The 19,982-nt window shown below is 69.2% G+C and carries 20 protein-coding genes and 1 pseudogene; 16 read left to right on the top strand and 5 right to left on the bottom strand.

Annotated elements, in window-relative coordinates; genetic code table 11:
- Positions 1–98: 98 nt before the first annotated feature.
- The gene (locus AB0I81_RS59510; RefSeq protein ID WP_360678464.1) at positions 99–542 is read right to left on the bottom strand and encodes a DUF1707 domain-containing protein; all 444 of its coding nucleotides are present in this window, start codon (positions 540–542) and stop codon (positions 99–101) included.
- A gap of 78 nt (positions 543–620) precedes the next feature.
- Between AB0I81_RS59510 and AB0I81_RS59515 the strand changes: the two genes are divergently transcribed.
- The 4 genes from AB0I81_RS59515 to AB0I81_RS59530 all read left to right on the top strand — a co-directional run bounded on the left by AB0I81_RS59515 (position 621) and on the right by AB0I81_RS59530 (position 6,738).
- Positions 621–1,364, top strand: a complete 744-nt coding sequence (locus tag AB0I81_RS59515; RefSeq protein WP_360678466.1) for a TetR/AcrR family transcriptional regulator — start codon at positions 621–623, stop codon at positions 1,362–1,364.
- Between the two features lie 260 nt (positions 1,365–1,624).
- On the top strand, positions 1,625–2,392 hold the full coding sequence (locus AB0I81_RS59520; protein WP_360678468.1) for an ABC transporter ATP-binding protein: 768 nt from the start codon (positions 1,625–1,627) through the stop codon (positions 2,390–2,392).
- Positions 2,389–4,926: an FtsX-like permease family protein gene (locus tag AB0I81_RS59525; protein ID WP_360678470.1), complete on the top strand. Its 2,538-nt coding sequence runs from the start codon at positions 2,389–2,391 to the stop codon at positions 4,924–4,926. Before AB0I81_RS59520 ends, AB0I81_RS59525 begins: the two co-directional genes overlap by 4 nt.
- 132 nt (positions 4,927–5,058) lie before the next feature.
- The gene (locus AB0I81_RS59530) at positions 5,059–6,738 is read left to right on the top strand and encodes a carboxylesterase family protein (protein ID WP_360678472.1); all 1,680 of its coding nucleotides are present in this window, start codon (positions 5,059–5,061) and stop codon (positions 6,736–6,738) included.
- 197 nt (positions 6,739–6,935) lie between these two features.
- Here the strand turns inward: AB0I81_RS59530 and AB0I81_RS59535 are convergent, their stop codons facing one another.
- The gene (locus AB0I81_RS59535) at positions 6,936–7,346 is read right to left on the bottom strand and encodes a DNA polymerase beta domain-containing protein (protein WP_360678474.1); all 411 of its coding nucleotides are present in this window, start codon (positions 7,344–7,346) and stop codon (positions 6,936–6,938) included.
- Positions 7,347–7,479: 133 nt separating this feature from the next.
- On the opposite strand from AB0I81_RS59535, the gene AB0I81_RS59540 reads away from it, so the two are divergent.
- The gene (locus AB0I81_RS59540; protein ID WP_360678476.1) at positions 7,480–8,457 is read left to right on the top strand and encodes a hypothetical protein; all 978 of its coding nucleotides are present in this window, start codon (positions 7,480–7,482) and stop codon (positions 8,455–8,457) included.
- Positions 8,458–8,669: 212 nt separating this feature from the next.
- On the top strand, positions 8,670–9,170 hold the full coding sequence (locus tag AB0I81_RS59545) for an integrase core domain-containing protein (protein WP_360678478.1): 501 nt from the start codon (positions 8,670–8,672) through the stop codon (positions 9,168–9,170).
- Here AB0I81_RS59545 and AB0I81_RS59550 read toward each other — a convergent pair.
- Positions 9,100–9,555 (bottom strand): hypothetical protein, encoded by a 456-nt coding sequence (locus tag AB0I81_RS59550; protein ID WP_360678480.1) that lies wholly within the window; start codon positions 9,553–9,555, stop codon positions 9,100–9,102. The genes AB0I81_RS59545 and AB0I81_RS59550 overlap by 71 nt on opposite strands.
- A 38-nt stretch (positions 9,556–9,593) precedes the next feature.
- On the opposite strand from AB0I81_RS59550, the gene AB0I81_RS59555 reads away from it, so the two are divergent.
- The 5 genes and pseudogenes from AB0I81_RS59555 to AB0I81_RS59575 all read left to right on the top strand — a co-directional run bounded on the left by AB0I81_RS59555 (position 9,594) and on the right by AB0I81_RS59575 (position 14,005).
- Entirely contained in the window at positions 9,594–10,235 is a 642-nt protein-coding gene (locus tag AB0I81_RS59555; protein ID WP_360678482.1) for a TetR/AcrR family transcriptional regulator, read from the top strand.
- Positions 10,236–10,353: 118 nt separating this feature from the next.
- Positions 10,354–11,175: pseudogene (locus AB0I81_RS59560) on the top strand (carboxylesterase family protein); the annotation flags it as partial.
- Between the two features lie 131 nt (positions 11,176–11,306).
- Entirely contained in the window at positions 11,307–11,591 is a 285-nt protein-coding gene (locus AB0I81_RS59565; RefSeq protein ID WP_360678484.1) for a hypothetical protein, read from the top strand.
- A 192-nt stretch (positions 11,592–11,783) separates the two neighbouring features.
- Positions 11,784–12,584: a putative protein N(5)-glutamine methyltransferase gene (locus AB0I81_RS59570; RefSeq protein ID WP_360678486.1), complete on the top strand. Its 801-nt coding sequence runs from the start codon at positions 11,784–11,786 to the stop codon at positions 12,582–12,584.
- Between the two features lie 299 nt (positions 12,585–12,883).
- Positions 12,884–14,005 (top strand): esterase-like activity of phytase family protein, encoded by a 1,122-nt coding sequence (locus AB0I81_RS59575; RefSeq protein WP_360678488.1) that lies wholly within the window; start codon positions 12,884–12,886, stop codon positions 14,003–14,005.
- A gap of 6 nt (positions 14,006–14,011) precedes the next feature.
- Here the strand turns inward: AB0I81_RS59575 and AB0I81_RS59580 are convergent, their stop codons facing one another.
- A complete protein-coding gene (locus AB0I81_RS59580) occupies positions 14,012–14,668 on the bottom strand; it encodes a pyridoxamine 5'-phosphate oxidase family protein (RefSeq protein WP_360678490.1) in 657 nt (218 codons plus the stop codon).
- Between the two features lie 203 nt (positions 14,669–14,871).
- Between AB0I81_RS59580 and AB0I81_RS59585 the strand changes: the two genes are divergently transcribed.
- From AB0I81_RS59585 to AB0I81_RS59595, 3 genes are all read left to right on the top strand, one after another.
- Positions 14,872–15,699, top strand: a complete 828-nt coding sequence (locus AB0I81_RS59585) for a hypothetical protein (RefSeq protein ID WP_360678492.1) — start codon at positions 14,872–14,874, stop codon at positions 15,697–15,699.
- Between the two features lie 79 nt (positions 15,700–15,778).
- Positions 15,779–16,366, top strand: a complete 588-nt coding sequence (locus AB0I81_RS59590) for a helix-turn-helix domain-containing protein (protein WP_360678494.1) — start codon at positions 15,779–15,781, stop codon at positions 16,364–16,366.
- A gap of 163 nt (positions 16,367–16,529) precedes the next feature.
- On the top strand, positions 16,530–17,417 hold the full coding sequence (locus AB0I81_RS59595; RefSeq protein ID WP_360678496.1) for an ABC transporter permease: 888 nt from the start codon (positions 16,530–16,532) through the stop codon (positions 17,415–17,417).
- A 15-nt stretch (positions 17,418–17,432) separates the two neighbouring features.
- On the opposite strand, the gene AB0I81_RS59600 is transcribed toward AB0I81_RS59595, so the two are convergent.
- Positions 17,433–18,077 (bottom strand): DNA starvation/stationary phase protection protein, encoded by a 645-nt coding sequence (locus tag AB0I81_RS59600; RefSeq protein ID WP_360678498.1) that lies wholly within the window; start codon positions 18,075–18,077, stop codon positions 17,433–17,435.
- 180 nt (positions 18,078–18,257) lie between these two features.
- On the opposite strand from AB0I81_RS59600, the gene AB0I81_RS59605 reads away from it, so the two are divergent.
- Both AB0I81_RS59605 and AB0I81_RS59610 read left to right on the top strand, forming a co-directional pair.
- The gene (locus AB0I81_RS59605; RefSeq protein ID WP_360678500.1) at positions 18,258–18,665 is read left to right on the top strand and encodes a RidA family protein; all 408 of its coding nucleotides are present in this window, start codon (positions 18,258–18,260) and stop codon (positions 18,663–18,665) included.
- Positions 18,666–18,709: 44 nt separating this feature from the next.
- Positions 18,710–19,897, top strand: coding sequence for an MFS transporter (locus tag AB0I81_RS59610; RefSeq protein ID WP_360678502.1), 1,188 nt, complete (start codon positions 18,710–18,712; stop codon positions 19,895–19,897).
- The last annotated feature ends 85 nt before the right edge of the window (positions 19,898–19,982 follow it).

Raw genomic sequence — 19,982 nt, forward strand, 5'->3', positions numbered from 1 at the left:
CTCCGACCTGCGCCAGGCGCCCTCAGGGTCCATTGCCGGCGACCGTCCGCACACAGGGCGCGTTCATACGGTGGGCGCAGGGAGCGCGGGGCCGGCCGTCATCGACGGTCTTTCGACAACAGGTCGCGGTACTGCGCTTCGGTGCCAAGCCACAGTACGCCCACCACCGCACCGCCGACGATCACGCTCCACAACCACCACGCGTCGACGAACTCCCCGCCGACGAAACAGATCATCAACCAGACGGCGAGCTGAATGAGGACCAGCCCAAGCCACACCAGCGTGACGAGGCTCAGCAGGCGCGGCAGGACCGCCGGGTCCGCGCCGGGCAGCCCGCTCAGAGCCACCGCCACATCGCGCCGCGTCCTGGCGGCGGACAACTGTGCGTGCCGCACGGCCGCCTGCTCGGCGGAGAGCGATCCGCCGGCCGCCGCCCGGTCGATCCGGTCGGCCGCCGCCTGCCGCTCCGCCGCCGACACAGGTATCTGTCCGGGTCTGAGCAGGCGCCACAGTGGTGTCTCCGCGCTGTCGATCTCGCTCACTCGCCATCTCCCAGAAGTTGGTAGTACAGATCAGTGTAAGGCACGAACAGTTTTCTTGTCGTGGAATAATCGTTGGTGGTGGACGACAAGAGGCACACGGGCCTGCCGCCCGGCATCGCGCTGGCGTGGGGCGTCATGCCGTCGGCGGGACGGCGCGGACCCAAGCCGGCCTTCAGCGTCGAACGGATCGTTGAGGCCGCCGTCGAGGTCGCGGACGCGGAGGGCTTCGCCGGGCTTTCGATGCCCAAGATCGCCGAGCGGCTGGGCGTCACCGGCAACGCCCTCTACCGCTACATCCGCTCCAAGGAGGAGTTGGTCGTACTGCTGGCCGACGCCGGTTGGGGGCCGCCTCCCGAATCCGTGCGGCAGGCAGGAAACTGGCGCGACGCGGCAACCGAGTGGACCCGCGCCATGATCGCTCGCGCGCTGGCCCACCCATGGGTCCTGGACGTGCCCGTCCACACGGCTCCCGTGACCCCCCACCTGGTGGGATGGCTGGAATGTTTCCTGGAGGGCATGGCTGACGCGGGGCTGGGCGAGCAGGACACACTCGGCTGCGCCCTGCTGCTCGACGGCTATGCCCGTAGCGTGGCGAACCTGGCGCACAGCCTGAACCAGTCCGGCCGGGCGAAGGCGACGTCGGCGGCGCTCGAGTTCTTGCTGCCCTTGTTGGGCGACCGCGGCTATCCGAGAACGGCCGCGCTGATGACGAACATGGCCTACATCGAGGACGACCTTCCCCAGGGCGACGTCGAATTCGGGCTGAACCGGATCTTGGACGGCATCGAGACCCTGATCGGCGAGCGAGGCACCGAACACTGAAACGTGCGGATGGTCCCGCTCGGGACCGGCTGCCGTGCTGCCGCTGAACTCGCCACGGCCGGCGTGATACCGGCCGGCAGGTCCACCGGCGCCTTATGCGGGGGTGTGGGATGGTCCCCTGAAACTGTTCGTGCCTTACACTAATTCGTGTGGATCAAAAGTGGGGGACACATGAGCCGCCAACGCATACTGAAGACACTCCAGGAACGCCTGCATGTCACCGGAAACCGCGATCGCCGCTTGACCTCGGGAAACCCCCGATGACGTCGGCGCCTGCACCGGTGGTCCTCGACCAGGTACGCAAGACGTACCGAAGCGGCCCGAACACGGTTACGGCCCTCGCCGACGTGTCGATCGGCTTCCCCGCCGGCAGCTTCACCGCGGTGATGGGGCCATCCGGTTCCGGGAAGAGCACGCTGCTTCAATGCGCGGCCGGGCTCGACGAGCCGACGTCCGGGACCGTGACCCTGCTCGGCCGATCCCTGGCCACGATGAACGAGGCGGATCTGACTCTGCTCCGCCGCGACCATGTCGCCTTCATCTTCCAGGCGTTCAACCTCATGCCCGCCCTCACCGTGGGGGAGAATGTCGCGCTGCCCGCACTGCTGGCCGGCCGGCAGGTCGATCAGGTCTGGGTGAATGAGGTCATCCGCCGAGTAGGTCTGGAAGGCCGCATCGCACATCGGCCCGGGGAACTCTCCGGTGGCCAGCAGCAGCGCGTGGCCATCGCCAGGGCGCTGGCCGGCAACGCGTCGGTGATCTTCGCAGACGAGCCGACAGGTGCGCTGGACAGCCACACGGCGGCCGAGGTGCTCACCATGATCCGCGGCCTGGCGGATGAAGGCCAGACCATCGTCATGGTGACCCACGACCCGGTCGCCGCCTCCCACGCCGACGACGCGGTCTTCCTCGTGGACGGGCTGCTCGCCGGTCAGATCACCGCGCCCACGGTCTCGCAGGTGGCCGCCCGCCTGGCCGAACTTGGTTCCCAGGCACGCGAAGCAGCCGCTGCTCGGGACGGGCAGTGATCAGGCTCGCACTGGCCGGTGTGCGCTTTCGTGTTGTGGCCTCCCTTGCCACCTTCGCCGCCGTGTCGCTGGGCTGTTCGCTCCTGGTCGCCTGCGCCGGGGTCTTCGAGTCGGCCGTCCGTCTTGACGCACCGGCGCAACGCTTCGGCGCGGCCGCCGTGGTCGTCGCGGGATCGGCTGGCTTCCGCCTGCCCGACGAGGAATCCGAAACCGTGCCCTACACCGAGCGCTCACGCCTCGACGCGAACGTGGCGGAGAAGTTGAGCGCCTTCCCCGGGGTGGAGCGGGTGGTGCCGGACGTATCGTTCCCCGCGGCCGTCGTCGCGAAGGGCCGGTTGCTCGGTGGTGCCGGGTCCGGGCACGGGTGGGAATCAGCTGCGCTCACCCCGTACACCCTGAGCCTGGGTCAACAGCCACAGGCTGCCGGCCAGGTCGTGCTGGACGGCGCGCTCGCGCGCGGCACCGGCAAGGCGCCGGGGGACCGGGTCACCGTCATGGTCGGCGGCCGGCCGGAGACTTTCGTGGTCAGCGGTGTCGCGCTCCCGCATCACCGGGTGGACGCGCCGGCTCTGTTCTTCTCCGCCACGGACGTGCGGCGCTTCTCCCGGCACTCCGGCACGTACGACGTCATCGGCGTGTTCCCTGTCCGTGGTGTGTCGCCACAAGAGCTGGCGCGGCGTCTGGACAACCAGCGATGGCCCCACCTGACGATCCTCACGGGCAACGATCGCGGCCATGCCGAGTTCACCGCCATCGCCGCCGGTCGGCTCCCCATGATCCTGCTGTCCGGCATCTTCGGCGGCCTGGTCATCGTGGTGATGGCCCTCGTGGTGTCCGCCACCATCGGTTTGGGCATACGAGGCCGCCTGCGGGAGATCGCACTGCTCAGGGCCGGCGGGGCCACTCCCCGGCAGGTCCATCGCATGGTGGTGGCCGAGACGATGATCGTCTCCGTTCTGGCCGCCCTGGCCGGCGCACTGCCGGGCGTACTCCTCGGTCGCGTGATCTTCGCGCTGAGCGTGGAGTACGGCGTCATCCCCCCGGAACTGGAGTTTCACCCGAGCACCATCACCTTCGCCGCGGGCTTGCTGCTTGCGCTGCTCATCCCCTGGCCAGCGGCTGCGATCGCGGCGGTGACCGCAGCCCGGGTCCGCCCCATCCAGGCGCTGGCCGATGCCGCGATTCCGCCCGTCACCGTCGGACCGACGCGGCGACTGCTCGGCGTCGTCCTGGCGGGCGTCACGGTGGTTCTGGCCACGACAACGATGTTCTTCGATCCGGAGACCGCATCGGCGGTGGGCGGCCCGGCCGTTCTCACCGGAGGGATCGCCGTGGCATTGCTCGGGCCGGAGGTCCTCACCTGGCTGCTTGCCCGGACGGGCGGCTTCATCACCCGGGCCGGTGGATCCGCGAACGAGCTGGCCATCATCAACGTACGGGCCCGAGCAGGGCAGTTCGCCTCCCTCCTGACACCCTTGACCCTGGCCACGGCCATCGCGCTGGGCAACATCTATGCGCAGACGACGCACGACGACGCCGTACTGCAGGGACGTCTCGAGCAGTTCCGGGCCGATGCCATGATCACCTCCGCTGCCGGCGTCTCCGGCGGCTTCCTGGAGCAGATCCGCCAGAGTCCCGGGGTCGCGCACGCGTCGGCACTGGTCTCCAGCAGGGGGTGGATCGAGCAGCCCTACGACTCCCGCGGCAGCGACCCGGGGACCCTGCTGGGAATCGCCGCGCAGGACACGGCGTCGATCCTGGCCACGCCCCTAGTTTCCGGCTCGTTGCGCAACCTGGCCGGCAATACCGTGGCCCTGTCCGAGGCGCAGGCCGCCGAGCTTGAGATCGAACTCGGCGAACGGATCAGGCTGCGGCTCGGCGACGGTGCGGCCATCGACGTCAAGGTCATCGCGCTGCTGGGCAGCTCCGCCGACTACGGAAGTGTCATACTTCCGGTCGACGTGCTCGCCGCGCACACGACCACTGGCCTGGCATCGGCGGTCCTGGTGCGCGCGGCCGCGAACCAGGACGTCTCCACGATGGTCAGCGCACTGAAACGAACAAGTCAGGCCTGGCCCGGTGCCACCGTCGGCGATCAAAGCCGGCTGTCATACATATTCCCCGACGCCGGGGGAGTGCAGGCGTGGATCGGCTACCTGCTTGCCGCGCTGGCCATCGCGTACGCCACCATCGCCGCAGTCAACGCGCTGGCGGTGCTGGTGGTGTCCCGGCGGCGGGAGTTCGCCCTGCAACGCCTGGCCGGTGCGACCCCTCGCCAGATACGGCGGATGCTGCTGGTCGAAAGCACCATCGTGGCCATGGCCGGCATCGCCCTGGGCGCGTTGATCGCCGTGTTCACCGTCTTTCCCATGGCCGTCGCCGTGGGGTCCATCATGCCCACAGGCCCCTTCTGGGTCATCCTCGCGGTCATCGCGACCACTGTGCTGACCGTGGCTGCGACCACGCTCGCAACCTCTCGGCTCGCCCTGCGCCCCCGCCCCATGAACGTGATCAATTCTCCCGGCGGCGGGTGAAAGCTCCGCGCCCTGAGCAGGGTCCGCGCCACCGGTGGCTGCTTCGATCAGCAGATCAAGACCTGATCACGCGCCGGTCTCCCGTACCCGAACATTCCTTATCACCCATCGACCCGACAGTGAGCCATCTCCATGAAGAACACCCACCATAAGATCATCAATCGGTTGAGGGGGACCTTGACCAGGGCCGTCTGCCTCGCCACGGCCGCCGTCCTCACCGCTTGTCCCGCGGCGGTGGCCGCGAGCAGCCAGGACGGCGACCCCACGGTGGTCCAGACGCGGACCGGCGCGATTCGCGGCACGGTCCACGAAGACCATCGGCTCTTCCAGGGCATCCCGTACGCGGCGCCCCCCGTGGGCGCCCTGAGATGGGGGTCACCGCGCCCCGCCGCCGCCTGGACGGGAGTACGCGACGCCACCCGGCCCGGCCAGGCCTGCGCCCAGGACCAGGACTTCATCGGCGACAAACCGAGCATGGCCGAAGACTGCCTCTTCCTCAACGTGACCACGCCGCGGCACGTCAAGGCGTCCGACGCGCGGCCCACCCCGGTCATGGTGTGGATCCACGGAGGTGGCTTCCTCGGCGGCTCAGGCGCCATCTACGGCGCCGAACGGCTGGCCGCCAAAGGCGACGTCATTGTGGTGACCTTCAACTATCGTCTCAATGCCTTGGGCTTCCTCGCGCATCCCGCGCTCGACGGCGGGCCGGCACGGCACAGATCGGGAAATTTCGGCATCGAGGATCAGCAGGCAGTCCTGCACTGGGTACGGGCGAACGCCCCCGCGTTCGGCGGCGACCCACACAATGTCACGATCTTCGGTGAATCGGCCGGCGGGATGTCGAGCTGCGCCCACCTGACCGCGCCGGGCTCACGCGGACTCTTCCACCGTGTCATCATGCAGAGCGGGCCCTGCACCCTGCGCTGGCCATGGGCGCCCGGAACCGCGGGGCCGCAAGCGGAGACCTGGCGCCCCAAGCCACGGGCGCAGGCACAGAAGCAGGCCATCGAGATCGCCACCGCAGCCGGTTGCGGCGACCTGCGTACAGCGGCAGCCTGTCTGCGGGCGAAGCCGGTCTCCGCTCTGCTCAAAGCGGTCGGTCCGCACGGGCTCGCGCCCACCTACGGGGGTGGTGTCCTGCCCGAGGATCCCGTTCGTCAACTGGCTTCCGGCCGCTTCACCCGAGTGCCCGTCATGCACGGCATCACACGCGATGAACACGTGACCTTCCAGGTGGGCTTCGACGCCGAAGCAGGCGGTCCGCTCCCCGCCGCCGAATATCCGGCGGTGCTGGGAAATTTCCTCGACTTGACCAAACAGGAGAACGCAAAGGTGATCCGCCGCTACCCCCTGCGCGATTACCGCGGTTCCACGAGCTGGGCCATGGCCGCCACCATCACCGACTGGGCCTGGGCCTGCCCCGCCGTCGAAATGAACACGCTGCTCAGCCGGCACGTCCCGACCTACGCGTTCGAATTCGCCGATCGCACGGCGCCCTGGTTCAAGCAGGCGCCTCCGCAGAGCTATCCGACCGGGGCTTACCACGCGGGCGAGCTTCAGTATTTGTTCTCGCGCGCGTACGCGGGCCGCGCCTTGTCCACAGCGCAGCAGCGCCTGTCCGACCAGATGATCGGCTACTGGACCAGTTTTGCCCACGACGGAAGCCCCAACGGCAACCAGACGGCGCCGGTCTGGCCGGCCTATCGGCCCTCTGACCATCAAGTGATGTCCCTCGCCCCCGGTGAAGGCGGGATCACCACGGTCAACCTGGATCGCGAGCATCACTGCGGGTTCTGGCGATCCCTTGGCTAGCCAGCCGTCGGGGAAGCCTTCAGCTCGCTCGTCCTTGCGTCGCACACTTCGCTGCTGCGGCTCGGCCGGCAGGGACAGGGAGGCGGGCAACAGAGCGTCCCCTCTCGCCCGCCCGCGCTTTGACCAGGTCAAACGCGTACACCATCTCCCTGGACGTGAACTCAGACGGCGGTTGCTTCTCGGAGGGCGATTGCTGCTCAGACGGCGGCGTCGAACAGCTTGGCCGCCTCCGTGATCGCCCGCGCCAGCACTCCGGGCTCCGGCCGCAGTTCGCCCACGATGGCGTTGAGGTCGCGCAGGCCGGCCTGCCGCAGGAGTCTCTTTTCGTTGGTGACCCACTCGCCGCGCACCGCCGGCACCGCGTGTCCCGTGTTCATGGCCGCGACAGTCGGAGCTCCCGCCACCTCGGCGGCCTGGCCGCGCGGGACGTAGGAGCCGCTGGCGTACCGGAGGGTCATCGCCGCCCGGCCGCGCCACACCGGCGGGGCCGCCTCGCGCAGCGCCTGAGGGAACTCGGGACGTGGCAGCGTCCCGCGAAGCACCTGGTTGATGCCGAGTTCGGCGACCACGATGTAGCTGGGGACGCCCGCCAGATGGAAGAGACTCACGCGATTCGGCCGTCCGGAGACGGCTACTCCGGGTCGCCGTAACCGCACGCAAAGATCACTCCTACCCGAATCGAAATCCCTTGGTCATACTGAGCCTGACCAAGATCCATGACGCTTATGAGGACTTTCTGCGGTGAAGAACTTCGACCAGGGCATCAGCCGGCGACGACTCCTGACCTCGGCTTTAACCGTCGGTGGCATCTCCATGGGACTGGCGGGTCTCCCGGCCACCGCCCAGGCGGCCTCTTCGTCCGCGGGCAGCACCGCCCGCCGCGCCGCCCGCGCCGCCGCGCGCAGCGCCGAGACGTGGGAGAACATCATCGAGAAGACGTCCTTCGACAGCAGGACGGCCTTCGACCAGGTGTGGAACCTCAACTACCCCGTCACCTTCGGCGATGTCCGGACGCACAACGGCGCCGCCAAGATGCAGGACAGCAAGGTCTCCCTCTCCGGAGGCGTGATGACGCTGACCGCGACCCGGTTGTCCAAGTCGGTCGAGTCCAGCACTCATCAGCCGCGCGCGCCGATCTGGTGGCACTCCGGCGCCGTCCATGCCAAGCAGCAGATCGTCATCAACGATCAGTTCCCCGAGTACGACATCGAGGGCGAGTTCAGGACCGACACCGGCCCGGGCATCTGGCCGGCGTTCTGGATGACCGGGGCCGACGTGTGGCCGCCGGAGACCGACATCCTCGAATACGTCGGGCAGGATGGCGCATTCCCCGAAAACCTCTTCAACACCCGGAACGCCAATCCGACAGAGGACACCAGAGAGTTCCCGGACAGCGGCAACTACGTCACCAGGACGACCAAGCTGACCGACGACAAGAGCAATCCCAGTAGCCAATTCATCAAATACCGCGTCTGGATGTACAAGGACGGCGAGAACGTCAAGCTCGAGTACTCCTTCGGCGGGAACTGGGTGGCCGACCATCTCGGCCTCGGCTGGGCCGGCATCCCGATGTGGCTCATCATCAACCTGCAGATGGGCACTTACGCATCTGGCCTGGACGACAGCTCCCCGGGCTGGAAGGACCAGTTGCCGGGGCCCACCGGCGACACCTACTTCCGCGCCCGGAACGTATGGGTCGGGCGCACGCGCGCCTACTGAGGTCTCACGAAGTTGCGCGCTCGACGGAACGTCAGCCGGCGAGCGCGATCATGCCCCTGCCGTCGGTGCAGGGGATCGCGCCTGTGCGGTGTACGCGAACTCCGGGTCACCCGGGAGACGGAAGCGGTACGGCACCCACCGTGTCCGCTTCGCTCATCCCTTGATCCGCCACATCATCGCGTTCGCCTTCACCGGGATCCCGTGCGCACTGTGTGCACGGGGATCCTCCGGATGAGCCGTGCCGAAGGCGTACACCTGCGTGGTTCCCGGCCGCGGAGCCAGCTTGTTCACCGAGGCCGACCACCCGCGCGGGACCGGCAACCGCTGCCTGGTCCATCGCCGACGCGGGCCTGCGTGTCCTCAAGAGCCCGCCACAAGTCCCGAAAACCACCGCACACTGCGAGAGAATGATCGGCACCCTGCGCCGCGAACTCCTCGACCGCACACTCATCCGCAACGAGAAACACCTGCGCCGAACCCTCACCCGATACCCGGAGCACTGCGACAGTGCCCGGCCCTCCCGGCAGGCACGTAAGGCTGTCCAGGACGTGTCTCGACCGAAACGCCCGCAAGGGGCTTCCTGGGGTTACGTCGGCCGGCCCGTGGGCCTCCTGCCGGGAAGATCGATTACGGGTGGCTGCTTCAGGAGGAGCCGAAGAAGCGCCTGGAGGGGGCAGGCAACCAGAGCAGGACAATCATGGCGAGCTGGATAGCGTCGCTCGGGATGACGGCCCAGAGGTATTCGGCCCCTGCCGCTGCGGAGACGAGGCTGCCGAGGGTGGCGAGGATCAGGTACGCGGTGAGTGCGATGCGGGCCCAGCGGCGGCCACGAAGCGCCTTGACGACGAGCCAGACGGCCGCAGCGCTGCTCACGGCATGCAGCACGATCGCGTAGACGATGGCGGCGTTGACGGCGAAGTCCAGGTCGGCAGGGCTGAGCGACGGGTTGTTCCGCATGATCGACGCGCTGGTGTAGTCGCGGTCGACGGCCATCATGACAGGCAGGGCGATGTAGAGCACCACCAGGACGATCAGTCCAGGGACGAGCAGGCAGAGAGAAGACGGGACAGCCCTTTGTTGATACGACCGTGTTGCCATAGTGGATCATGCTAGCACGGATGAGCTAACATGGCCGCGTGCCGAAGCTCATCGACCACGAACAGCGGCGCCAGGAACTCGCCGAGGCGGCCTGGCGGGTGATCATGCGTGACGGCGTCGGGCACGTCTCCGTACGCGCGGTGGCCGCCGAGGCGGGCGTGTCGGCCGGATCGCTGCGCCACGTCTTCAGGAGCCAGGGCGAGCTGCTGGTGTTCGCCCTGCAGCTCGTGCTCACTCGTGTACGTGCCCGGGTGGCCGCGCTGCCGCCGCATCCGACCATCCGCCAGACCGTGGAGGCCGTGGCGCGCGAGCTGCTGCCGCTGGACGCGGGGCGCCGCGCGGAGATGGAGGTCTGGCTGGCACTGTTCAGCGCGGCGAACGCGGAGGAGTCCCTCAGGGCGCCGCGCGAGGAGGCCCGCCAGGCGCTGCGCGACACCTGCCGCTGGATGGTCAGCCTGCTCGACAACGGCGTGGATCTGTCGCCGGGGCGCGACCTGGAGCTGGAGGTCCGCAGGTTGCACGCCGTCATCGACGGATTGGCTCTTCACCTGGTCTACGAGCCGCCGGGCGACACCGGCTGGGCCGCCCGGGTCCTGACCGCGCACCTGGATTCACTGAGTTTGCCTCTGTCGGGAATCTTGAAAACATCCGGTATGTCCCGAAGGGCGACTGATCGGTAATTGTGAGACTTCTGGGGTCGGCGAAGTCGTCTGGGGGCGCCGCCGATGTGATCGGTGACGCCCCCATGCGTTTGCCTGGTCGGCCGGAGGGCTCTTTCCCAGCTCTCCCGCGCACACGCCGTACACGTCCCTGGCCACGACGCGGAAGGACGGGGCCGCGCTCGCCGCCCGCATGAAGTGTGACAAGGGCTCGGCCAGAAAGACCCTCGACTGCCTGCGTGAACGACCCGCCGCCGATTTCCCGCCGCACATGGTCTCGTTCAGCGATCACGTCACGTACGGCACTTCCCTGCTTCCCACGAACCCGGCCAAGGCGCTGCGCGAGGGAACGTTCCACCGAGTGCCGGTGATCTCCGGCGGCAACCGCGACGAGATGCGCTCCTTCATCGGCGGCGCCATCATGGCCGGTCAGAAGTACACCGCCGAGCGTTACCCCGAGCTGATGAAGACGGCGTTCGGGGAGAAGGCCGACGAGGTGCAGGCCCGCTACCCGCTCTCCGCGTACGACTCGCCGGCGATCGCCTGGGCAACGGTGGTCACCGACCGGTCCTGGGCCTGCCCCACCTTGCAGGCCGACCGGCTGCTCGCCCGGAAAACCGACGTCTACGTCTACGAGTTCGGTGACCGCGACGCCCCGAACGTCAACGGCATCGACGTCCCCGGGTTCCCCCTGGGCGCGACCCACGCCACCGACCTGCCATCCCTGTTCGACCTGGGTGGTGTAAACCTCCTCCGCACGCCGCCGCAGCAGCGACTGGGCGCGCAGATGGTCGGCTACTGGACCACCTTCGCCCGGACCGGCGACCCCAACGCAAAGGGTTCTCCGCGCTGGTCCCGGTTCACCGGGCAAGGACCCGTGCTCGGTCTGGTACCGGACGACGTCCGGCCCATCGACTATGGCACCGACCACCGCTGTTCCTTCTGGAAGAGGCTCGGGTGAAGCGCGTCTCCCGGCGCCCGCGCGACCACCGCGGGGGCCACCCCACGGTCGTGGGAGTCAATGCCGGCGCGCGCGATGCTGCTGACCGTGGCTCTTGTCGTCAGCCTGTCCGGCTGCGGTGTGTTGAACGCATGAAGCAAGCGGCGCTCCTCACCGCGGTGATCGTGCTTGCCATCCTCTCCGGCACGGGCCAGGCGAACGCCGCCGGCCAGGCGTCCGCAGACAGCCCGGCGGACGTGGGCCGGCTGATCGACAGCGTTGTGCCGGCACAGCTCGAGAAATATGAGCTGCCCGGCGCGGCCGTATCGGTGGTCTCGGGCGGGCGGCAGGTGTTCGCCAAGGGGTACGGCTACGGTCCTTGCGTCACCTACCGGTCCATGCGAACATGCCTTACCTGCATAAATAGCGCTACGTGACATCATCTGTCATCGTTCAACACAGAGTGCGCCGGGCTGATACTGTGACGGTCTCGTACGCGAACGTCCTTCGGCCTTGGGAGGTGAGACCCATTACCGCTGTGTCAGGCTGGGTGCTCCCTTCTGCCGGCCGTGCGGGCCACCAGGATTAGGTGACCGCGGGAGCGCCCATCGGCATCCCGAAAGGCTCCCATGTCGGTTTTTTCGTCATCTATCCCTGCCTCTGCCATCGTCGCCCGGCTCCGTGCCGCCGGTTGTGTCTTCGCCGAGGACGAGGCCGAACTGCTCGTCTCCGCCGCGCCCGACCCCGACGCCCTCGCCGCCATGGTCGAGCGCCGCGTCGCGGGTGAGCCCCTCGAACACGTCCTGGGCTGGGCGCGGTTCTGCGGCCTGCGGGTGGCCGTTGAGCCGGGGGTGTTCGTGCCCCGGCCGCGTACCGAGTTCCTCATTCAAGAAGCGGTCGCCCTGGCTCGCGCGGTCGCGGGCACGCCGGTGATCCTGGACATGTGCTGCGGGACCGGCGCGATGGGTGCGGCGGTCGCGGCCGGGCCTGCCCGCGCCGAACTGCACGCCGCCGACCTCGACCCCGTCGCGGTGCGCTGCGCCCGGCGCAACCTGACGGGCGCGCACGTCTACGAGGGCGACCTGTACGAGCCGCTGCCCGCCACCCTGCGCGGCCGGGTGGACCTGCTGATCGCCAGCCCGCCGTACGTGCCGTCGGAGTCCGTCGGCCTGCTGCCTCCCGAGGCCCGCCTGCACGAGCCGCTGCTGGCGCTGGACGGCGGCACCGACGGGCTCGACGTCGTGCGCCGCGTGATCGCGGGCGCTTCCGGCTGGCTCGCGCCCGGCGGGCACCTGCTGGTGGAGACCAGCGAACGCCAGGCGGCCGAGACCGCCGACGCGGTACGCGCCGCCGGGCTGTCGGCCCGGGTGGCCACCTCGGACGAACTGGACGCCACGGCGGTCATCGGCGCCCTTCCCGATCCCCGGTGACACCTCGGCCCGTCCACGGCACGCGGCCCCCCAGGGGTCGATGGCTGGTAAGTGCCGCCGCCGGGAAATTCCATGGTAATTTCCCGGCTTGCGTCTGGTCCGGCCGTATTCGAGCGAGATGTCGCCACCGTCCGTCCGGCGAGGGGCCGTATTTTCTCACGCATTCGCACCTTTTGCAGTGCGGCATGCCATTGTTTCATCGTGGACTTTCTCGTGGATCCGCGCTTTCATGTCCCCCGTCTATTTTCGGCACGGAGGGTCAGATGGCTCGTTCACGCAGAACAATTTCACGCAAGACAATGGGAATCGCCCTCACCTGCGCGATGGTGGTGAGCACGGCTCCACCCGCGGCGGCGGATCCGGACGAGCCGGTACGCATCACGCGCTTCCTCGGAGAGCAGCGCATCCCGTACCTGATGAAGTTCGACGGCACCACGGTCGGCGGCCTGTCGGGCATCGACCGCGACCCGCGCACCGGGAACTGGTACTTCATCTCCGACGACCGCGACCGCTACAACCCGGCCCGCTTCTACACCGGCAAGCTCGCGATCAACAAGGCCACCGGCGACTTCACCGGGGTACGTCTCACCGGCGTCACGACGCTCACCCGGGAGGACGGCAAGCCGTACGCGGGCTACGGCCGGCGGGATTCGGCCGACCCCGAGTCGATCAGGTACGACCCGGAGACCGGGCGGCTGCTCTGGGGCGACGAGGGCGACCGGCCCGACGCGCGGAATCCGGAAATTCCCGTCTCGCAATCCGCGGTGCACGGAGCGAACCTCCGGGGTCGTACGGTGGCCGAACTGCCGGTGCCGTGGAATCTGGAACTGGCCCACACCGATCGCGGGCAGCGGCGCAATTTCGGTTTTGAAGGGCTCGCCGTCTCCCAGCACGCCATCACCGCGGTGACCGAGGGGCCGAAGTTCGAGGACGGGCCGGTGCCGACGGCCGGACGGGGCGCGGTGACCCGGCTGACGATGTGGGACCGCCAGGGCAGGACGCGCGGCCAGTACGCCTACGCGCTGGACGCACTGGCCGCCCCGCCGAACCCGCCGTCCGGGCTGGCCGACAGCGGCGTGTCGGAGCTCCTGTCCATCGACGACTACCGCTACCTGGCGCTGGAGCGTTCCTGGATGGAGGGCGTCGGCTACCGGGCCAAGCTGTACGAGATCGACCTGCGCGGCGCCACGAACGTGCTGAAGCGCGACTCCCTCGCCGAGGACGGCCCCTACCGGCCGGTCTCCAAGCGCCTGGTCTACGACCTGGGCGACTTCCGGCCCCCGGTGCAGAACCTGGAGAGCCTGGCCTGGGGCCCGCGGCTGGCCGGCGGCGAGTGCACGCTGGTGATCGGCTCCGACGACAACTTCGACAAGAGCGAGGTCACGCAGCTCATGGCGTTCGCCGCCAAGGGGTGCCGCTGAGGTCACTCACATCCCGTGGATGCGGCGGCCGGTGATCTGCTGTGGGACGATGCGGATGAAGAGCTGACGCTCGCCGCCCGCCCACGGGGTGACCCCCGCGCCGGCCACGGCCGCCACCTCTCCTGGCGGCACGTGGTGCGCCGGCCCCTGCACCAGCACGCTCCACCCCTCCCGGTTGGCCTCGTCGATGTTGTCGATCTGGAAGGCGATCTTGATGTCGACGCCTTCGAGGCCGGTGCTCAGGTCCTGGTCCATGGCCCCGCCGGCGGCGGTCCTGAACACGATGGCGCCGTCGTGCACCTTGTAGTTGACGGGCAGCACGGTCGGCCCGTGCGAGCCGTTGAAAGCCACCCGCCCGATCCCGCCTGGCTCGATCAGTCGCCGGCACTCCGCCTCGTCCATCGTCTCCAGCGTGGGGTGGGCCATGGCGGGGCCGTGCCCCGGCGGCCGGTCATGACCGCCGCCCAGCAGGTCGTCCACCGTCGTACGCAGCGCGTCCGCCAGGCGGTAGAGGGAGCCGGTGTCGGGCGTGTCGGCGTTCTCCTCCAGGTACTTCAGATACCCCGGTGACATCTCCGCGTGCTCGGCCACCTGCTCCCGGGTCAGGCCGAGGCGTTCGCGGTGATGGATGATGCGGCGGCCGAGATCTCCTGTGCCTGCCATGATCACGTCTCCTCCGGTGTGGGCGCGCGCCGGCCGGCGGCCATGCCTGGACGTTACCCCCGCACGGGCGGGACCTCTCGGAAGCCGGGCCGTTGCCGCAGGTGAACCGGTGCCGGATGCGCCGCCCGGAGGCGCGTGGGAATGGGTACGGTTTTTATTAGGGGGCCTCGTCGAACGGGGCCCCGCAGAGCAGGAGAAACCGCATGAAAGCGCTCGCCGTACGAGCCGTGCCCCTGCTGGCCGTGACCGTGGTGGCCCTGGCGGGGTGTGGTGTGACCGGGCCGGCGTCGCGGGCGGGTGCCACCGTCACGGTCACCGCCTCGCCTCCGCCGGCCGGCGGCACACCCACCACCAGACCTTTCCCGGACCCGAGTCCTCCGCGGACGCCTCCCACTCCGGGGGACGTCCTGATCGCCGGCCACTACCAGCCGCTGTGGCCGTTCTCCAGCCCGCAGGAGGTCGCGACCTGGCAGCGCGCCTACCACGAGGACGGCGCGGAGCCCTGGCACCTGGACCCCAAGCGCACCGCGATCGCCTTCACCCGCGACTTCCTCGGCTTCACCGAGATCGACCTGGCCATCAAGACCAGGATCGACGGCTCGCACGCGCGGGTGCACGTCGGCATGGACGGGCAGGAGGGCCGGTTCGAGGCGGCCGTCGTGCACCTCATGAAGTACGGCCCGGGGAAGGACGCCCCCTGGGAGGTCGTCGGCACCGACGACACCAAGGCGTTCACCTTGACCAAGCCCGCCTACGGGGCCGCCGTCGGCTCGCCGCTGGCCGTCGGGGGGCGTATCAGGGGAGTGGATGAGAGCATCACGGTCGAGGTGCGCCATCCCGGGTCGAAAGGGCCGCTGGGCAAGCGGTGCTGCGTGCCGGCCGGTGGCGTGGCCGAGGCGGGCGAGCCCTGGTCGGCGCGGGTCTCCTTCACCGCGAAACCGGGCAGCACGCTGACCATCGTCGCCCACACCGGCGGGCACGTCGCGACCGTCGAACGCTTCGCGATCACCGGCGTAACGCTGCCGCTCTAATTGTCCCCACCTACCGGGTCCAGCCCCGTCGCCTGGTAGTTTGTGAATGCGCATTCACTAAGTCCGGGGGAGAACGAGCATGGGCAGGCCCCGCACGACCAGCGACGAGGCGATCCTCGCGGCCACCGCGCGCGCGATCGAGCGCCACGGCCCGCAGGGACTCACGCTGGCCGCGGTAGCCGGGCAGGCCGGGCTGTCCCCGGCCACGCTGGTGCAGCGGTTCGGGTCCAAGCGCGGCCTGCTGCTGGCCTTCGCCCGCCACTCCGCCGAGACCGCGGGCCTGCCGTTCGAGCGGGCCCGCGAGGAGTACGGCTCGCCGCTGGCCGCCCTGCGCGCCGCCCTCGTGCGCCTGTCGGAGGGCGTGGCCACGCCGGAGGAACTGGCCGGCAGCCTCAGCTTCCTCCAGCTCGACCTGGCCGACCCCGACTTCCGCGCGCACGCCGCCGACCATGCCCTGCGCACCCGCGACCAGATCGCCGCCCTGCTGACGGAGGCGGTGGCAGCGGGGGAGCTGGCGGCGGAAGCCGAGATCGCGCCGCTGGCCCGCGCGGTCCAGGTGTCCTACAACGGCACCCTGATCCTGTGGGCGCTGACCGGCGAAGGGCTGCTCCCCGCCGCGATGCGCGACTCCCTCGACCAGACGCTGCGGCCGTACCTCACGGTCTGAAGGCGGGCCCCGTGGAGGCGAATCGCTCGACTCCGCGACGCTCCGGCCTCGAAACTGGACCGAAGCCCCCTGTCAGGGGGGATGATCGCCCCATGAACGACCCTCGGTCACCGGCAGCGCCGGTGGGTGCGAGGCCCGGCGAACGCAACGCTTCGAGGTGCTCATGAGCCAAGTGGAAGACCCCGCGCCGCAGCCGCTGGCGGAGCTGGCCCGCGAGCACGGGCTCCGCCCCGCCATCGCGCGCCCGCGGTTCACCGTCTACCTGCGCCAGCTCTGGGAGCGGCGGCACTTCGTGCTGACGTACGCGACCTCGCGCAACGTCTCGAAGTACTCCGGCTCGGCCCTCGGCCAGCTCTGGCAGGTCATCACCCCGCTGCTGAACGCCGCCATCTACTACGTGATGTTCGGCCTCATCCTGGGCGGCAGCAAGAACATCGACAACTACGTGGCCTTCCTGCTGACCGGCATGTTCGTGTTCACCTACACGCAGCGCACGGTCACCGCCGGAGCCAAGTCGATCTCCGGCAACCTGTCGCTGATCCGCGCCCTGCACTTCCCGCGGGCCTCGCTGCCGCTGGCGTACACGATCCAGGAGCTGCAGCAGCTCGTCGTCTCCATGGGCGTGCTGCTGGTCATCGTGCTGATCACCGGGGAGCCGCTGACCTGGTTCTGGCTGATGATCCCGGTCGTGCTGGTGTTGCAGACGCTGTTCAACACCGGGGCGGCGCTGATCCTGGCCAGGGTCGGGTCCACGATGCGCGACCTGAACCAGCTGCTGCCGTTCATCATGCGGACGTGGTTGTACGCCTCCGGCGTGTTCTTCGCCATCCACGACAAGGTGGTCAACGCCGCGGGGCTGCCGGAGTGGATCGCCACGGTGATGTACCTGAACCCGGCGGCCTGCTACATCGAGTGGATGCGCGACATCCTCATCGAGGGCCACAACCCGCCCCAGCTCGTGTGGGTGTCGAGCCTGGTGTGGGCGGTCGGCGCGCTGGTCTTCGGGTTCTGGTACTTCTGGCGGGCCGAGGACCGGTACGGGCGGGGCTGACCGCCCGTACCGGGCCTACTTCGACTTGGCGGCGTTCCGGCGCGGCGCGCGCACCTGGCCGTTGTGCGGCGTCTCGACGAGCGGGGTGTCGACCAGGTGCTCGACCAGGAACCAGGTCTGCATCTCCCCGGTGCGGATGACGTCGGAGACCAGCAGGTCGTTCGTGCCGTCGTCGCCCAGCTCCTGGGCGCGCGAGGCGGCGTCGTGCGCGGTGATGAGGATGGTCTCGTGCGCCTCGATCAGCCGCGAGATCATCGCCGGGACCTCCTCGGCGCCGTTGGGCGGGCGCGGGACCACGGTGATCTCCGCCACGTGCCGCGGGTCGCCCACCGCGATGCCGCCCAGCGTCTGGATGCGCTCGGCGATCATGTCCACGAGTTCGAGCTGCTCGCCCGCGTGCTTGTCCAGCAGCAGGTGCAGCTGGTAGAAGGTCGGGCCGCGCATCAGCCAGTGGTGCTTCTTGTACAGGGCGTAGAGGATCTGCGTGTCGGCCAGGACCTGGTTGAGCCGCTCGCAGGCGTAGGTGCGGGCCTGGTCGGACAGGGCCAGCGGCCACGTCCTGACCGTGCCGAACTCCTGTATCTGGGTCCCGTCCACGTGCAGCCACGGCTGGCTGCTCGACTTCTTCGACGCTTTGGTGGTGCTGCTCTTGGCGGGCACGATCATCTCCCGGTGCGGTGAGTTTGAGCCGATCCGACCTCGAACCTTCCCGTACGCCCGCCAAAGGAGCGCCCGCCCAGACCAGCGCATGGCAAAGGTTCCACCGGTGCCACCGGGCGGCCAAGGTCGCAGTAAAGTGCATTCCGGTGCGAAGGGCGTACCGCCGACATGAGGATTGATATGGCCGTTGAGTTGTTCAACCCGGATGGGCTGCCGAAACCTGATGTCTACCGGCAGGTCGCGATCGCCCGGGGATCCAGGATCGTGTTCCTGGCCGGGCAGGTGGCCCGTGACGCCGAGGGCCGTCCGGTGGGCACCGGTGACTTCGCCGCGCAGGTGGAGCAGGCCTATCTGAACGTCGGCAGGGCCCTGTCGGAGGTCGGCGGGTCGTTCGACGACGTGGCCAAGCTGACGATCTACGTCGTGGACTGGACTCCGGAGAAGTATCCGCTGCTGGGCGAGGGTGTCGGCCGCGCGGCCGCGAAGCTGGGCGTCGACCCGGTCAAGCCCATCACGCTGATCGGCGTCTCCGCGCTGGGCGAGCCGGACATCATGGTCGAGGTCGAAGCCACCGCGGTGCTGGACTGAGCGGCGACCAGCTTCCCGCCACCCCACCGCGCAGCCGGGGGCCGGTGCTCAACTCCACGCTGATCGTGGTGTGCCAGAGCATGCAGGCCCTCGCCTACGGTGGTGTCGCGCTCTTCCTCCCGCTCATCCGTGAGGATCTCGGCATCAGCCCGTCGCAGGCCGGCCTGCTTGCCGCGGCGGGCACGCTGACGTACGCGCTGATGCAGATCCCGTCCGGCTACCTCGCCGACCGGTTCGACCCCAAGCGCCTGTTCGTCTTCGGGCTGCTCGGCATCAACCTGCTCTCGATCACCTTCGCGCTGCTGGACTCCTTCGGCTGGCTCGTCGTCAACCAGGCCGTCTCCGGCGTCTTCAGGTCGCTGGTGTTCGCGCCCGGCCTGCTGCTGATCAGCCGGCAGTTCCGCGAGGACCGCCGCGCCACGGCCATGGGCCTGTACGTCGCCGGCGGCTTCTCCTCCAACATCCTGCTCAACGCGCTCGGCCCGGTGCTGGTCGGCCCCCTCGGCTGGCGTTCGTTGCTGATCCTGTTCGCCGGCAGCGGCCTGCTGGTCCTGCTGGCCTTCGCCAAGCTGGGCGACCCCGCTCCGGCGAAGGCCGGTTCGAGGCCGCCGACCTGGGCGGACGCCCGCGAGTTGCTGGCGCATCGGGCGGTGTGGCTGAGCGGGTTCGTGCAGTTCGTCCGCCTGGCGGTGGTGTCGGGGACGGCGTTCTGGCTGCCCAGCCTCATCGTCGAGGACAAGGGTTACTCCCTCGGCGTGGCCGGCGCGGTCGTGGCCATCGGCGCCGCGGTCACGGCCCCGTCGAACTTCCTCGGCGGCTGGGTGTCCGACCGCCTCGGCCGTCCCCTGGCCGTCATCGGCGTGTGCCTCGCCATGCTCGCCGTCACGATCGGCCTCATCCCCTTCGCCGACACCCTGCCCGCGCTGATCGCGGTGATCGCGGTGAACTCGATCTTCCTCCAGCTCTACTTCGGGCCGCTGTTCGCGGTCCCGCTGCGTTACGTCGGCACCGCCAACACGGGCCTGGTCACGGGCTTCGGCAACTTCTGCGCCAACCTCGGCGGAATGGCCTTCTCGTACGGCCTCGGCGCCGTCAAGGACGCCACCGGCTCCTTCGACATGGGGCTCTGGCTCCTGGCCGGCATGTGCGTCGCGGGACTGGTGGCCACCTGGCTGATCTCCCGCCTCCCGGAGCGCGACTTCACGACCGGACAGTCGGGGCAATCCGGATGACCGGAATTCGGATGAGGGAGCGGGGACAGCCGGGCACAAGGTCACCTGTGCTTGCGGACCTATCCGTCATCCGTTCATAAGAGCG

This window comes from Nonomuraea sp. NPDC050404 (assembly GCF_040655495.1).
In the GTDB taxonomy this organism is placed as follows: Bacteria; Actinomycetota; Actinomycetes; order Streptosporangiales; family Streptosporangiaceae; genus Nonomuraea.